This window comes from Chroococcidiopsis sp. [FACHB-1243], assembly GCF_014696895.1.
Lineage (GTDB): Bacteria > Cyanobacteriota > Cyanobacteriia > Cyanobacteriales > Chroococcidiopsidaceae > Chroococcidiopsis.
Genome location: NZ_JACJQX010000032.1, coordinates 21,940 through 36,403, shown reverse-complemented (window position 1 = coordinate 36,403; position 14,464 = coordinate 21,940). Strand labels below are relative to the sequence as shown.

At 44.7% G+C, this 14,464-nt stretch carries 16 protein-coding genes; 10 read left to right on the top strand and 6 right to left on the bottom strand.

Annotation, left to right across the window (positions count from 1 at the left end):
- The first annotated feature begins 595 nt into the window (after positions 1-595).
- The 3 genes from H6G17_RS22305 to H6G17_RS22295 all read left to right on the top strand — a co-directional run bounded on the left by H6G17_RS22305 (position 596) and on the right by H6G17_RS22295 (position 4,796).
- Positions 596-1,918, top strand: coding sequence for a diaminobutyrate--2-oxoglutarate transaminase (locus H6G17_RS22305; RefSeq protein ID WP_192160808.1), 1,323 nt, complete (start codon positions 596-598; stop codon positions 1,916-1,918).
- 6 nt (positions 1,919-1,924) lie between these two features.
- Complete coding sequence (locus tag H6G17_RS22300) at positions 1,925-3,412, top strand: aspartate aminotransferase family protein (protein ID WP_192160807.1); 1,488 nt, start codon at positions 1,925-1,927, stop codon at positions 3,410-3,412.
- A gap of 163 nt (positions 3,413-3,575) precedes the next feature.
- Positions 3,576-4,796 carry an aminomethyltransferase family protein gene (locus H6G17_RS22295; RefSeq protein ID WP_192160806.1) on the top strand — a complete coding sequence of 407 codons (1,221 nt, stop codon included), beginning with the start codon at positions 3,576-3,578 and terminating at the stop codon, positions 4,794-4,796.
- A 12-nt stretch (positions 4,797-4,808) separates the two neighbouring features.
- Here H6G17_RS22295 and H6G17_RS22290 read toward each other — a convergent pair whose 3' ends face one another.
- Both H6G17_RS22290 and H6G17_RS22285 read right to left on the bottom strand, forming a co-directional pair.
- Positions 4,809-5,249, bottom strand: coding sequence for a VOC family protein (locus H6G17_RS22290; protein ID WP_192160852.1), 441 nt, complete (start codon positions 5,247-5,249; stop codon positions 4,809-4,811).
- A gap of 82 nt (positions 5,250-5,331) precedes the next feature.
- On the bottom strand, positions 5,332-5,841 hold the full coding sequence (locus H6G17_RS22285) for a TIGR02652 family protein (protein WP_192160805.1): 510 nt from the start codon (positions 5,839-5,841) through the stop codon (positions 5,332-5,334).
- Positions 5,842-6,051: 210 nt separating this feature from the next.
- Between H6G17_RS22285 and H6G17_RS22280 the strand changes: the two genes are divergently transcribed.
- Positions 6,052-6,588, top strand: coding sequence for a gamma carbonic anhydrase family protein (locus H6G17_RS22280; protein ID WP_192160851.1), 537 nt, complete (start codon positions 6,052-6,054; stop codon positions 6,586-6,588).
- A 132-nt stretch (positions 6,589-6,720) separates the two neighbouring features.
- Positions 6,721-6,846 (top strand): photosystem II protein Y, encoded by a 126-nt coding sequence (locus H6G17_RS22275; protein ID WP_015156407.1) that lies wholly within the window; start codon positions 6,721-6,723, stop codon positions 6,844-6,846.
- A gap of 62 nt (positions 6,847-6,908) precedes the next feature.
- On the opposite strand, the gene H6G17_RS22270 is transcribed toward H6G17_RS22275, so the two are convergent.
- The 4 genes from H6G17_RS22270 to H6G17_RS22255 all read right to left on the bottom strand — a co-directional run bounded on the left by H6G17_RS22270 (position 6,909) and on the right by H6G17_RS22255 (position 10,246).
- Positions 6,909-7,436 (bottom strand): tetratricopeptide repeat protein, encoded by a 528-nt coding sequence (locus tag H6G17_RS22270; protein ID WP_192160804.1) that lies wholly within the window; start codon positions 7,434-7,436, stop codon positions 6,909-6,911.
- A gap of 173 nt (positions 7,437-7,609) precedes the next feature.
- Complete coding sequence (locus H6G17_RS22265) at positions 7,610-8,947, bottom strand: TRAP transporter large permease subunit (protein WP_192160850.1); 1,338 nt, start codon at positions 8,945-8,947, stop codon at positions 7,610-7,612.
- On the bottom strand, positions 8,931-9,491 hold the full coding sequence (locus tag H6G17_RS22260; protein ID WP_192160803.1) for a TRAP transporter small permease subunit: 561 nt from the start codon (positions 9,489-9,491) through the stop codon (positions 8,931-8,933). Before H6G17_RS22260 ends, H6G17_RS22265 begins: the two co-directional genes overlap by 17 nt.
- Positions 9,492-9,610: 119 nt before the next feature.
- Positions 9,611-10,246, bottom strand: coding sequence for a peroxiredoxin (locus H6G17_RS22255; RefSeq protein ID WP_192160802.1), 636 nt, complete (start codon positions 10,244-10,246; stop codon positions 9,611-9,613).
- Positions 10,247-10,535: 289 nt separating this feature from the next.
- On the opposite strand from H6G17_RS22255, the gene H6G17_RS34770 reads away from it, so the two are divergent.
- From H6G17_RS34770 to H6G17_RS22230, 5 genes are all read left to right on the top strand, one after another.
- Positions 10,536-10,964 (top strand): GNAT family N-acetyltransferase, encoded by a 429-nt coding sequence (locus H6G17_RS34770; protein ID WP_199316925.1) that lies wholly within the window; start codon positions 10,536-10,538, stop codon positions 10,962-10,964.
- A 274-nt stretch (positions 10,965-11,238) separates the two neighbouring features.
- On the top strand, positions 11,239-11,463 hold the full coding sequence (locus tag H6G17_RS22245) for a ferredoxin family protein (RefSeq protein WP_015156413.1): 225 nt from the start codon (positions 11,239-11,241) through the stop codon (positions 11,461-11,463).
- 95 nt (positions 11,464-11,558) lie between these two features.
- Positions 11,559-12,290, top strand: coding sequence for an ABC transporter ATP-binding protein (locus tag H6G17_RS22240; protein ID WP_192160801.1), 732 nt, complete (start codon positions 11,559-11,561; stop codon positions 12,288-12,290).
- Positions 12,291-12,339: 49 nt separating this feature from the next.
- Positions 12,340-12,885, top strand: a complete 546-nt coding sequence (locus H6G17_RS22235; RefSeq protein ID WP_192160800.1) for a hypothetical protein — start codon at positions 12,340-12,342, stop codon at positions 12,883-12,885.
- A 310-nt stretch (positions 12,886-13,195) separates the two neighbouring features.
- Positions 13,196-14,365: a Na/Pi symporter gene (locus H6G17_RS22230; RefSeq protein ID WP_242038539.1), complete on the top strand. Its 1,170-nt coding sequence runs from the start codon at positions 13,196-13,198 to the stop codon at positions 14,363-14,365.
- The last annotated feature ends 99 nt before the right edge of the window (positions 14,366-14,464 follow it).

Here is a 14,464-nt window from a genome sequence, read left to right as displayed (position 1 = left end):
GTAATTTTACGGTTAAAAATGGAAGTATAAAAAATAACATTAATCAATTTTATGTCTGCCAGAAAATACTAGTTGACAATCTTAAGAAATAATGAAATTATCGAATCATAACGAGTTTAAATCTTTGCTATAAGGATTTCTAAACTCAGCTAACTCAAACAACATAAATAGATCTAAAAAAGTGACTCTTGGTTACTTGAGTATCTACATTATGTATTGAGTCAAAACCTCATTAATCTATGTCAAAACTATCTGCTGTCCTTCATCTCTTATCGATACATATTCAGTAATTTTAGAAGGCTATATGCATAGCTTTTCATCTGAGTTCAACCTATGTTGATAGCAGTGCATGAGTCACCTTCAGTTCGAGGTTTTGTCAAACATAGGTAAAAAGTATGGCGAAAAAATTTATTTTTTACAGCTAAAAGCTGTAAAAATAGTTGCTTTTACTCAACTCAGTAAAGTTAAAAACGCTCAAGCCACTTTTTTAGCTCTGGTATAGTTCTTGCACCTCAGCTATCTCAGGCTAGTGCTGTGCTGCAAGCTATGTTATTTCTCTTGACTTAACTCATTCACAAATTACTCAGGACTATTCATGGTAACTATTATCAAGCGCTCGACCCCCATTTTAGAAAGGCAAGCTCGCCGCGAATCAAATGCGCGAACATACGCTCGAAACTTGGGTTTAGCACTATCAGAAGCTAAGGGCATTTACGTTAAAGACGTAGATGGCAAAACATACATCGACTGCTTAGCTTGCGCGGGTGCATTACCTCTAGGACACAACCACCCAGCCGTCAAGCAAGCAATTTACGACGCACTCAATAACGATCTGCCCATGCAGACATTGGATCTGATCACGCCAATTAAGGATGAGTTTGTTTCCGAGTTATTCGAGTCCTTGCCAGCAGAATTTAGCAAAAATGCCAAAATTCAATTCTGCGGTCCTTCTGGTTCCGATGCCGTTGAAGCTGCACTCAAGTTAGTCAAGACGGCAACAGGTAGACGGGCAGTTGGTGCTTTTCGCGGTGGCTACCACGGCATGACTCACGGTTCTTTGGCACTGATGGGAAGTTTAGGTCCCAAAATGCAAGTTCCAGGGTTAATGCCAGATGTTCATTTCTTCCCCTACCCCTATCATCATCGCTATCCTATCGGTACGGGCGACTGCGAGCAAGATTCTCAACAGTGTAGCCAATACCTAGAGACAACCTTGGGCGATCCAGAGGGTGGCATTCTCCCCCTAGCTGGTTTAGTCATGGAAATCGTTCAAGGTGAAGGGGGTGTAATTCCAGCACCGGACGCTTGGGTGCGCGAGGTACGCAGAATTACGCGAGAACGAAACATTCCCTTAATTGCGGATGAAGTTCAAACTGGTCTAGGTAGAACAGGGACGCTCTACGCCTTTGAACGTTCTGGAATCATACCTGATGTCATCGTTTTATCCAAGGCAGTTGGGGGTAGTTTACCGCTAGCAGTCATTCTTTACAAAGATGAATTAGATGTTTGGCAACCAGGCGCACACGCAGGCACTTTTCGAGGAAATCAACTTGCAATGGCGACTGGACTCGCCACCATTCGCTACATCCGTGAAAATCAACTCGCTAGCTATGTTGAGCAAATGGGGATGCATTTTCAGATGCAGTTATGGCAAATCCAAGCCGAATTTTCCCACTTGATTGCCGACGTGCGGGGACGGGGGCTAATGGTGGGAGTAGAACTATCCGCACAAGTCAGACACCTGGGTCGCCAACTTCAAGCTGAGTGTCTCGATCGCGGTTTAATTATCGAACTAGGTGGTCGCAATTCCAGCGTCGTGCGCTTTCTACCACCTCTGATTATCGAAGCACCACAGATTGATGATGTCTGTCAAATTTTCCGAGATGCAGTTGCAGCTGTTGCCCAGGAGAACATCTAATCAAAAATGGACTTACAGCATTTTCTCAACCACAATCCTGAAAGCTTAGCCCAATACGCTCAGACTGTACAGCAAACTCAGAAGTTAATTCAGGACTGTCTGAGCCAGCAGGAACGAGTCTTCAGTGGCTTATCTCCCGCAACTCTCAGCGAGTTTCTCACTCAAAAGATTCTGCCAGAGCAAGGAATCCCGACTCAGCAAGTTTTACAAGAAGCTGTAGAGGCGATCTTCAGCCATTCGATCGCCGTGCATCATCCCGATTGCGTGGCTCACTTGCACTGCCCAGTTCTAATTCCCTCTCTAGCAGCAGAAATGCTGATCTCGGCATTTAATCAGTCGATGGACTCTTGGGATCAAAGTGGTGCAGCAACGCTGCTAGAGCAGAATTTGATTGACTTTATGTGTCAGTTGTATGGTTACGATACCAACTCTGACGGTACGCTTACTAGTGGCGGTACTCAGTCAAATTTTATGGCGTTGATGCTAGCGCGGGATTACGCTCTACAGCAGCGTGGATTTCAGAGTCAACTGCACGGATTGCCAAACTTAGCAGGACGATTTCGGATTCTTTGTTCGGAGGTAGCACACTTTAGCATCCAACAATCGGCAGCAATTTTAGGCTTGGGTATGGATGCAGTCGTGCGCGTCAAAGTTGACAAGAACTATCGCCTCTGCTCGCAACATTTAGTGCAGTGCTTGGAAGATATCGATCGTCAAGATTTGATTCCAATTTGCATCGTCGCAACAGCTGGGACGACAGATTTCGGTAGCATCGACCCGATCGCCGAAATGACTGCGATCGCCCGCGAACACAACACCTGGTTGCACGTCGATGCTGCTTATGGTGGAGCATTAATGCTCAGCGATCGGCATCGCCAGAAGTTAGCTGGCATTCACCAAGCAGATTCCATCACGATCGATTTTCACAAACTATTCTATCAACCGATTCCCTGTAGTCTGTTCTTACTCAAAGATAAATCTCGCTTTGAATTAATGCGGCTGAATGTTGCTTACCTAAATCCAGAACATAACGAAGACGAAGGTATTCCCGATTTAGTGACAAAATCAATTCAGACTACTCGTCGGTTTGATGCAGTCAAACCATATATTGCCTTTCGCTCTCTTGGACGAGAATTCTTTGCTGGCGTTGTCGATCGAGGTATTGAAATCACCCAGCAAATTGCAGCACACATCGAGCAAGATCCGCAGCTAGAACTAGCAGTTAGCCCTGCAATGAGTACTGTTGTCTTTCGATATCGCTCCACCAATGCTGTAAATTTGGGCATCAAACAAGCCTTATTACAGACAGGTAAAGCCGTCATCGGTCAGACCGAAATCCAAGGCAAGGCATATCTAAAATTTACCCTGATCAATCCCCTAGTCACCTTCGATCGCACTGTTGCCCTCGTCGAAAAAATCAAACGGCTAGGAACCATGCTCAGCGAATCGCCCAATTTCATGCAACCCGTAAAAGAAGCGATCGGGAGTCGGTAGGGGCGCTTTCTCGCTCGCGCCCGTATGGGGGAGTCGGAATTAACTTACTCTCGCCTCTTGCCTCTTGCTAATCCTGTTGGGGCGGGTTTACCCGAAATCTCTATTAGTAACAAAGCTTCTTGGTAAACGCCCCTACAACTCACTACTCAATACTCACTAAATTATGTTAAAACCAACACCCGTATATCCTAGAGTCGCAGCATTGTGTAAATCTCGGAAATGGCAGTCCTGGGAAGGTTACATCATGGCAGATACTTACAACTTCTCGGTCATGCCTGAATATTTGGCAATTCGTAATACGGCTGCTTTATTTGATTTCTTTCCGCTGTACGTCTATCTCATTCGCGGCGCAGATGCAGCTTTGTTACTAGATCGCTTGATTACGCGCAATATTAATAAGTGCAAAATCGGGCAAGTCATGTATACAGCTCTGTGCGATGCTGAGGGTAAGTTGCTCGACGATGGCACAGTTTATCGTTTTGATGAAACTACGTTTCAGTTGACGACCAATACACCCACTTTGGATTGGGTGCAGGCAAATGCTACAGGCTTGCAAGTTGAGATTCAAGATAAAACCCTGACGACTAACACCTTACCCTTACAAGGTCCAAAATCCCGCACTATCTTGAATCAAGTTGCTGCTACTAACTTAGATGGGCTAAAGTATTTTAATTTCGTCGAGACAAAAGTGCGCGATATCCCCGTAGTCATTTCTCGTACGGGCTATACAGGCGATCTCGGTTACGAAGTCTGGTCAGAAGCGAAAGATGCGATCGCCCTGTGGGATATTTTGATGGAAGCAGGTGGCTCGGAAGGTATTCAGCCTGCTGGTTTCTATGCACTGGACTTGGCAAGGATTGAAGCTGGTTTAATTTGGTACGAATACGATTACATTCCCTCTCGTCAAGCTCAAACCGACGCAGAAAAAGTGTCTCCCCTAGAAGTCAGCTTGGCTTGGACTGTAGACTTTAGCAAGGCAAGTTTTATCGGTCGGGAAGCACTGCTGAAGGAAAAGGAACAAGGGGTACAGCGACAGTTGGTAGGATTGGAGTTAGATCGCCAATTTCTCCATCAAACTTACGGCGAACAATCTTTATTTCTACAAGATTTACGGACTCCTTGGCGAACGAAGTTCCCAGTCCGCGTAGGAGAACAAACAATCGGTCAGGTAACGAGCGGCTGTTGGTCGCCCGCAGGTCAAAATTACATTGCGATCGCCTGTGTATCGTCCAACTATGCCCAAGCAACAACTTCTCTCTCCTCCAAAATGACTGTGGAAATTCACGGGCAAACCATCCCCGTCAGCATTAAATCTCTTCCCTTCTACGATCCAGACCACAAACGCAGCACTGTAACTAACGTTCCTACTCCGGCGCTAGCTTAAGGTTTAGACCGATTACAGTTTAGGTAAAGTCCGAATAAATTCTAAGGGTAAGCCATCAGTATCGGCGATAAATGCGACTTCATAAACGCGATCGCCGATTTGTTGTTGCGTGGGTTCTAACAAAACTTTTAAGGGTTGATATTGTTCTGGTTGTGTTTCAGCAGCTTGGGCAAATCGATCCTTTACAGAAGTTAACCAACTTGGTAAATCGATAGCAGTCTCGGTCAAATCGAACGATAGATGGTAATAACCCACGTAATGCTCGTCACCAAACGCATCTGGGGCGGGACGCGGCTGGGGAATTTGAATTAATTCGATCCGCCCTCCTAATCCTTCCATCCAGCAAGCCAGAGTGTAGCCCGTGGTAAAGCGATCGCACACAGTGAATCCTAACTGCTCGTAAAAGGCGATCGCTTTGTGAATATTTGCAGTCCGAATTGAGGCGTGGTGCATAATTTTTGTCATTTGTCATTTGTCATCTGTCATTAGTTTTTTGCTGGCTCACAAATGACTAATGACCAATGACCAACGACCATTACTCAAATAACCGAAAGTAGGGATAGCGAACGGGGACTCCTGGTTCTTTCTCTAGATCGAAATTAATGACTTCCCAGCAGGGTTCATCTACAGGATCGGGGCTAAATTCTACGGGTAAGCCGTAAAGTCTGGGTTTGGTTTGGTCGGACTGCCCTTTCCAGGGGGTACTGCGCTCCAAGTAACCGCTAATTAAGTCTTGATAGCGGCGAGCGATAATCACCCGCGTGGCGCGATAACCCTGTGTATAAAGTCTATCCAAAGCTTCGTGAATTTCAAACCTAATACCGTCTGGGTGGGTATGTTGTCTGTACCACTCGTTATTCCAACGCCGCCAGTGACGACCCGACTGGAGATGAATTAATTCACCAGTTTTAGGATCGGCTTCAAAAGCCCCATGACGCGGACATAAATAAGTATCCGTCAACGTTAGCGCCGGGATCGGTTGGCGACAGTGGGGACACGGAATTTCTGGACCAAATATTGGGTACTGCAAGCCTGGATTGATCATGAGGCGTAAACCAGAATACTGACTTGTCTACCACTGCCGTTGGTTCGATTCTGTTTTTGCGACCAACTAGAGCTTTTTAGACCCACCACCGCCTCCTAAAGACTATCACATTGCGATTTTTTGTATAGAATAGCTACACCATTATAGATTTGGAATCTTAAGGTTTTAAGCTAAACGATGATTCTTAATCATCATATAGAACATTCTATCGTGTCTGCCCAATCCTACTGGTCAATTCCCGATCTTTCCCCGGCTGCCTTTGTTGCAGCTAATGCTGTCGTCATGGGCGCTGTCAAGCTGGCAAAAGGTGCGAGTATTTGGTACGGAGCCGTGGTGCGCGGCGATGTCGAAAGGATTGAAATTGGTGAATGTACTAATATTCAAGATGGCGCTATCTTACACGGCGATCCTGGGAAACCGACTGTTTTGGAAGATTATGTTACGGTAGGACATCGGGCGGTCGTGCATTCAGCTTACGTCGAGCGGGGCAGTTTAATCGGTATTGGCGCAGTAATTTTAGATGGTGTTAGAGTCGGAGCGGGAAGCATTGTGGGAGCGGGAGCAGTTGTGAGTAAAGATGTACCACCGCGATCGCTTGTTGTCGGAGTACCTGCCAAAGTTTTACGGGAAGTCTCCCAAACCGAAGCCGCAGAATTGATCGAACACGCTCGTCGCTACGAAAAACTCGCCCTCGTCCATGCAGGGAAGGGAACCGATCTAGGATTTTATCGGGAGCAGGGAGAATAAGAGAGTTTTGTGTAGGGTACGTTATTGAACGCACCCTACTAAAAAGGACTAGTCAATTTGTCGTTTTCGGCTAACAATTAAAGATGAGAAAATTTCAAAAATCTTTAAACTCTATTTAAGAGAGGAAGACATATGGACATCGATCTGCGCGTTGCTTTTGTTCTGCTACCAGTAATCGCTGCTGCTAGCTGGGCGCTATTTAACATTGCTCCTGCTGCAATCAGACAAATTCAAGGCTTTTTCAACAAAGAAGCTTAATCTGAGGGACTGGGGCTTAGAAAGCGTAGTAGGGTGCGTTATTGAACGCACCCTACTTCTCGCTACGCAACCCGCTTGCGAAGAGACTCAGCCCGTCGTTTTGCCGTGCTGTTTTTTGGCTCTGACTCTAATACTTGCTCGTAAGCTTGTAGTGCTTGAGTAGTCAAGTTCTTTCGTTCGTAGGCGTGACCGACGTTGTTGAGCGCTGTAGTATAGCTTGGATATAATCTCAAGGCTTCTTTGTAGTTGCGAATTGCCAAGTCGTATTGGTCTTGAGCAAAATAAGCATAACCCAAGCCGTTGTAGATGAGAGCTAGATTTTCTGGGTTTTGCTCTTCTTGCTCTACTGCTTTGAGCGCTTTTTGAAAATTGGCGATCGCCTGGGTGTAAAGTTTTTTATCTAAATAAATTCCACCCAACTCGTAATATTCTTCGGCTGTGCCTTGAGCTTGAGACAATTTTTTTTGCAGTTGTGCCAGAGTACCTTCAACGCGGCGCGTTTTAAAGACTTGGCGAAAGATAGCAAGTGCCGTTCCGCCCAGCAGGACTAACAAGATTAGCAGATAGACAGCTGCTAGATTTTTATCCATTGGCTGTAAAAACTCAAATGAAAATAGTGTTTCTATCTTAATTATCCTGCGACTGTGGTGGAGTTATTGCAATTTTGGTTGAATTAAACTTGTTTGAAATAAATGCGATCGCCTCAGACTCAGCCTCAGTGAATAGAATTCTTAGCCACAGGGACTTTCAGATAGATAAGAGTTCAGCGAATCAGTGAGGGAAGAAAACTAACAATTCCAGGAAAGACGATAATCGCCAATAAAACGAGCAGTTGCAGGAGGATAAACGGAACCACACCGCGATAAATATCTCCGGTGGTGACTTCGCGAGGAGCAACACCCCGTAGATAGAACAGAGCAAAGCCGAAAGGCGGAGTCAGAAAAGATGTTTGTAAGTTAGCTCCCAATACCACACCATACCAAACGAGATTCAAGCCCAATTTCTGCGCTACGGGGACAAATAGAGGCACGACTATAAAGGCAATCTCGAAGAAATCGATAAAAAAGCCGAGGATAAACACCACCAGCATACTGACGAACAAAAAGCCAACTTCGCCGCCAGGTAGATTAGTAAGAACGTCAAACATGAAGCGATCGCCATTCAAGCCGCGAAATACCAAACTAAAAGCGGTCGAGCCAATCAAAATGAAAATTACCATGCTGGTAATTCGCAGGGTAACATCGCAAACTTGCCAAAGCGATCGCCAACTTAACCGACGATTAAATCCGGCTAGTACAACTGCGCCCAAGCATCCTACTGCACCTGCTTCTGTGGGTGTGGCAATGCCAAAGAAGATACTGCCCAACACTAATAAAATCAACAGCAAGGGCGGAATCATCACCTGCACAACTCGTTTACCCAAATTTTTTCCTGCTGCTGCCCTGACATCTTCCGGTAAAGCTGGGGCTACTTCTGGCTTGAGAAACGCTACAACTACAACGTGTATGGCAAATGCTCCTGCCATCATCAAACCAGGAATGACGGAACCGATGAATAGATCTCCAACGGAAACGCCCAACTGATCGCCTAATACGACTAACACTACGCTAGGAGGAATAATCTGTCCTAACGTCCCAGAAGCAGCAATCACGCCAGTAGCTAATCGTTTATCGTAACCGTACCGCAGCATGATTGGGAGGGAAATTAGACCCATTGCTACCACAGTTGCAGCGACGACACCCGTTGTTGCCGCTAGCAGCGCCCCAACAGCTACGACTGCTAAAGCTAAACCTCCACGCAATCGCCCCAAGAGAATTCCCATTGTTTCCAGCAGATTCTCAGCGATACCGGACTTTTCCAGCATCGAACCCAGAAAGATGAAATAGGGGATTGCCAGCAGCGTATAGTTAGCCATGATGCCAAAAATCCGCTGGGGCATGGCTGTAAGAAAAATCGGGTCGAATACACCCAAACTAATGCCTAGCAAGCCAAATAAAATTGCGACTCCACCTAAAGCAAATGCAACTGGGTAGCCGAAAGAAAGCAGTACCAGCGCCCCTGCAAACATCAAGGGACCCAACCACTCATAGTCCAGTTCCAGTGTTATCACTCTGTTCCTCCTGCTGCATTTGATTGGTAATAATTGCTAAGTTTTTGATGGCTTCAGAAATCCCTTGAAAAATCAGTAACACCAAACTCACGATAATCATCGTTTTGATTGGGTAGCGGAGTAATCCACCAGGATCGGGAGAAGTTTCGCCAATTCTCCAAGAGACAAGAATGGTGTCCCAAGAAACAACCAGCACGATGATGCAAAAAGGAATCAGAAATAATATTGTGCCTAAGAGATCGGTTAAGGCTCTGAGTTTGGGCGACCAATTACGATGGAAAATATCTACTCGGACGTGATCGTTATATTTGAGGGTGTAGGCAGCACCCAAAAGAAATACCAGGTCGAATAAATACCATTGAGCTTCAATTAAAGCGTTAGAACTCAAGTTTTGTCCTACTGCCCGTCCTATGTAGCGACCGACGACGTTCCAAACTCCGACGAGTACCATGAACAGGACGAAGCCAGCCGTGAAGCGTCCGATCCATTCGTTCATCGTGTCGATGATTTTTGATATGCGTAGTAGGCTTTGCAAGGTGTTTTCCCTCTCCAAAGCGATAGATGTAGCATTCTATCAATAAGCCGCGCACATAAATTAGTAGAGACGTTACATGTAACGTCTCTACATCAATCGGAATTCTCGAACTCTCGAATTTATTTATTGGGCTGAGGAGTTACCCGTAAATATGGCTTAACTTCCTGAATTCCTTTGGGAAATTTTTGCTTCGCCTCTTCAGTTGACATAGAAGGTACGACAATCACATCATCTCCATCTTTCCAGTTCACTGGAGTAGCAACGCTGTAATTATCAGTTAATTGCAGAGAATCGATCACCCGCAAGATTTCTTCAAAGTTACGACCAGTGCTAGGTGGGTAAGTTATAGTCAAGCGCAATTTTTTGTCGGGGTCAATCACAAAGACCGAACGAACCGTAACTTTAGCGTTGGCGTTCGGGTGGATCATGCCATACAAATCAGAAACTTTTTTATCGGGATCTGCCAAAATCGGATAGTCAACCGTTGTGGATTGAGTTTCATTGATATCGCCAATCCAACCTTTGTGAGATTCAGCATCATCAACGCTCAAAGCAATCACTTTTACATTCCGCTTATCAAATTCAGGCTTCAGTTTTGAGACTTCGCCTAATTCTGTGGTGCAAACAGGGGTATAGTCAGCAGGGTGAGAGAAAAGCACTACCCAGCTATCTCCAGCCCATTCGTAAAAATCGATCTCCCCATATGAAGAGGACTGGGTAAAGTTAGGTACTGTATCGCCAAGTTGAAGCGCCATTTTTATCTTCCTGTCGTCAAAATGTCATAGTTCGCCTACTATATAGATCCTGCCATAAAACCCCTGTTTTCCGATAGGAGTTTGCCTGTTTTAAAGAAAAATTTATGATGGGGGTGAGGCGAGAGGTAAGTTTTTCTCTATTTCCTGCTCCCTGCTCCCTACTTCCTGCTCCCTGATTAGCAAGCAAAGCTTAGTTTACGACAGCGAGATCGCTTCGGAGAAGCTTTTTTATATTACAAGATGTGTAGAGATGCGATAAACAGTTATGCCTGCAATTGAAACTGCTTGACTGCGACTGAGGTGTTTTACTGAGAGAGATTTAGAAGATTATGCTCGAATTTTTGCCGATCCAGAATTTACCCGTTACTCTCCCAAAGGGAGCGTAACGCTGGAGCAAGTAAGGGCAGCAGCTCAAGCAGTCTATAACTATTTTACCTACCATTGGCAGCAACACGGGTTTGGCGTTTGGGCAGTTTGCGATCGCATCAATAATAAATTAATCGGGCAGTGCGGACTCAACTGCTTGCCAGATAGCCATGAAGTAGAAGTCCTATACCGTCTTGATCGGGCATACTGGAATCAAGGGCTAGCAACTGAAGCAACAAAAGCTAGTTTGAGGTACGGGTTTGAGCAAGTGCAATTAGGCAAGATTGTAGCGCTGACATTAACACACCATCTAGCTTCCCGGCGCGTGATGGAGAAAACTAGATTGCACTAGACGAAAAATGCCCAGATTCACGGACTAAATGTAGTGTATTATACATTACGCCGAGTAGAATATCAGTCAGATGATTCTATGTATGTTTTGTTGGTTTAAGTATCTTGGAGACTGCCAGTTACAGTCGCAGAGACAATACTTAATCGTTACTCGTTAAAATTAAATGAGTAAGAATGTAATAAAAATTAACGACAACGGAATTTTTTGTTAGAGTACAAAAACAAGCATTAGCGCTGCAAATCGAAACATTTTAAACATTTTAAGGGAACGCTCTATGTCACACACAATTGTTACTGAAGTTTGCGAAGGTGTTGCGGATTGCGTTGATGCCTGTCCTGTAGCGTGTATTCATCCAGGTCCAGGGAAAAATATTCAGGGAACAGAATGGTACTGGATCGACTTTACGACATGCATAGACTGCGGCATCTGCATTCAAGTTTGTCCTGTGGAAGGGGCGATTGTCCCAGAAGAAAGACCAGACTTGCAGAAAACTCCTTAGCCAGCAGAGGGCAGATGTAAATGGTAGCGATCGCACTTGCTGAGTCATAATCTGGGATAAGCTAAATGCTAATTGCTGAGAGCCAACCTTGAGGTATGTACAGTTCTGCTCCTCTGTTAGAAGTTGAAGATGTTTGGGCTGGTTACGTCAAAGACCTAGATATTCTCCAGGGTGTAAATTTTCGGATTTTCCCTGGAGAAATCGTAGCTGTGATTGGTCCGAATGGTGCGGGAAAATCTACTCTAGCTAAAACGATTTTTGGATTACTCAGCCCCCATCGAGGCAAAGTTACGTTTAAAAATCGGAGTATCAGCGGTTTGAAGTCAAATCAAATCGTGCAGATGGGAATGTGTTATGTACCGCAAATTTCTAACGTCTTCGCCTCTTTGAGCGTAGAAGAAAATTTAGAAATGGGAGCGTACATTCGCAAAACTGCATTAGCTCCTTTAAAAGATAGAATTTATGGTACTTTCCCAGTTCTAGCCACCCGCAGACGGCAAAAAGCTGGAACTCTCTCTGGGGGAGAACGTCAAATGCTGGCGATGGGTAAAGCTTTGATGCTAGAACCGAGTTTATTATTACTTGACGAACCGAGTGCTGCCCTGTCTCCCGTATTGGTATCGAGTGTCTTTGAACAGATTCAACAAATTAACGAAGGTGGAACGGCGATTGTGTTAGTGGAACAGAACGCTCGTAGAGCCTTGGCAATGGCACATCGGGGTTATGTATTAGATACGGGACGCGATCGCTTTTCCGGTCCTGGGAATGAGTTGCTCAATGACCCGAAAGTAGCAGAATTATATCTCGGTGCGGGTAGAGTTCATTGAAAAATAAAAATAAAAGTCAGCAAGAGATTAATTTAATTTACGGATTAAAATGAGGCAAGTTTTTCCAATTGTTGCTGGCTTCATGCTTGCTTTCGACTCGCAATTTGCTGTGGCTGGTTCGCTGGATCGAGAACTCGGCATTGTTGTAGCGAAAGAAAATTTAGTCTGTCTCATCACGTCCGTGACAAGTCTAAATATTGGTAGTCAAGTTAATCTCGTACTTCTATCTGTTCCGCAGAAAGTAGTTAGTGGAACGGTTGTATCAGTGAGCGATCGCCAGTGTATTGAGATATCAAAACCACACAATGTCTCTGGAAAATATTATCGGCTATCGCTACTGAATAATCGCTCTCATCTGAGCGTACCTACAATTGGTGTTTTGAACTCAAGTCAGCAACTACGTAGAGTTGGGTTAAAAGTGGTAGGCGATTTAGATGGCGATGGTATAGAAGAATCGTTTCGTTCTTGTGCGAGTTTTGAAGGTCTTCATCTCACCGTTTGGTCTGGTCAAGCGTTGACTGGAACTAGAAAATGGCATAGTTATTATTATCTTGGCTTTGATAGTGAGCCGACCTGTACAAAATCCGAAATATAAAGATAACCAGGATACTTAAAAATTAACGCTGATAAAAGCTTGACTCATTCTCACAAATGCAAATTGCTTACTTAATGCTCATTAACTCAAAATATGAGCTTATTTGTCGCAATTTGAGACTTTCTCAGCATCAATTGAATTCTTTGTAATTTAACCCGTTATTAATTTTATTTTAACTTGACTTAATGTTGGCTTCTATACACGCAATAAAAAATCAATCGATATATTTTTGTTGTATAGTTGCACCATCAGAAAAATGTATAGATTCAAAAACATTAAGAGTAGAGTACTTAAGTATTTTAGTCTCAGCTTGCTAGTAGCAGCTCTCGCGATCGCGCCTTCTCCCTTCAACGGCTCGCGTGACTTTCCGATCGCAGAAACAACCGCTCAAGCTCAAAATCCGCTCCGACCTGAAAATAGCTCAACTCAATTTGTCATAGCTCAGGCTCCTGCTGCTAAACCAGAACCAGCCGCAGCCGAGGAAAAAGAAGAGTTGATAGACTTCTTCGCAATGGGTATGGGTGCGTTAGCAGGTTTAGTGCTGTTTATTTATGGCGTTACCCGCCTTTCAGAAGGGCTAGAGGACATGGGTACGGAACGAATGAGGGGTTTTTTGAGTAAATGCACCACAAACCGCTTTGCAGGTGTAGTTACGGGAGCTGTGGCCACCACGCTACTCGAATCTTCCTCCGTCACAATTATCATGACGATCGCGATGGTGAGTGCGGGAGTCTTGACTTTTGTACAATCATTGGGCGTGGTTTTAGGGGCAAATATCGGCACTGCGGTAGGAGCGCAAATTATCTCTTTGGATATCGAACAATACGTTCCTATGCTGATGTTTGCGGGGTTGCTGCTACTATTTTTAGGGAAAACAAAGACTTGGAAAAACCTTGGAATTGTACTGCTAGGATTTGGTTTGATGTTTTATGGATTAGAAGCGATCGATGAAGCGATGAAACCTTTCCGCACCTACGAACCCTTCATCGATTTGATGGAAACCTTGGGTAATAATCCGATTTTAGGTGCTGCTGTTGGCGCACTGTTTACTGTGATTATTCAGTCTTCTTCCGCTACCGTAGCGATCGTGATTACCTTAGCAAGTTCCGGTTTAATTTCCCTACCGGCGGGAGTTGCCATTATGCTAGGTGCAGAAGTCGGGACTTGCGCTGATACGTTAATTGCGACAATCGGGCGCGGTCGTCCGGCATTACGCACGGGAGTGTTTCATTTCGGATTCAATTTAGTGAGTGCCATTTTAGGAATTATTTTTGCGCCCTTGTTAGTACAACTCGTTCTTTCATTTTCTGGTAGTGCGGGTGTCGGTCGTCAAGTGGCTAACGCGCAGATTCTTTTCAATGGAATTGGTGTGTTGGTAATGGTGATATTTTTACCTGCGATCGCCCGAATTTTGCAAAGACTTATTCCCGATACTGGTAATAACATAAAACTGCAACCAGAAGTACAAGCAGCAAGATAATGGGTAAGTCGTAAGTCGTAAGTCAGAAGTTAGTATTCTATCTCTTGCTTCTTACCTAACTTACCAGTCATCAATTACCACTCGCTAAACAACTTTAAA

Bases quoted from the DNA above. Each gene is read 5' to 3' on its own strand.
- H6G17_RS22305 (WP_192160808.1), top strand. From the start codon at position 596: ATGGTAACTATTATCAAGCGCTCGACCCCCATTTTAGAAAGGCAAGCT.
- H6G17_RS22300 (WP_192160807.1), top strand. From the start codon at position 1,925: ATGGACTTACAGCATTTTCTCAACCACAATCCTGAAAGCTTAGCCCAA.
- H6G17_RS22295 (WP_192160806.1), top strand. From the start codon at position 3,576: ATGTTAAAACCAACACCCGTATATCCTAGAGTCGCAGCATTGTGTAAA.
- H6G17_RS22290 (WP_192160852.1), bottom strand. From the start codon at position 5,249: ATGCACCACGCCTCAATTCGGACTGCAAATATTCACAAAGCGATCGCC.
- H6G17_RS22285 (WP_192160805.1), bottom strand. From the start codon at position 5,841: ATGATCAATCCAGGCTTGCAGTACCCAATATTTGGTCCAGAAATTCCG.
- H6G17_RS22275 (WP_015156407.1), top strand. From the start codon at position 6,721: ATGGACATCGATCTGCGCGTTGCTTTTGTTCTGCTACCAGTAATCGCT.
- H6G17_RS22270 (WP_192160804.1), bottom strand. From the start codon at position 7,436: ATGGATAAAAATCTAGCAGCTGTCTATCTGCTAATCTTGTTAGTCCTG.
- H6G17_RS22255 (WP_192160802.1), bottom strand. From the start codon at position 10,246: ATGGCGCTTCAACTTGGCGATACAGTACCTAACTTTACCCAGTCCTCT.
- H6G17_RS22245 (WP_015156413.1), top strand. From the start codon at position 11,239: ATGTCACACACAATTGTTACTGAAGTTTGCGAAGGTGTTGCGGATTGC.
- H6G17_RS22240 (WP_192160801.1), top strand. From the start codon at position 11,559: ATGTACAGTTCTGCTCCTCTGTTAGAAGTTGAAGATGTTTGGGCTGGT.
- H6G17_RS22235 (WP_192160800.1), top strand. From the start codon at position 12,340: ATGAGGCAAGTTTTTCCAATTGTTGCTGGCTTCATGCTTGCTTTCGAC.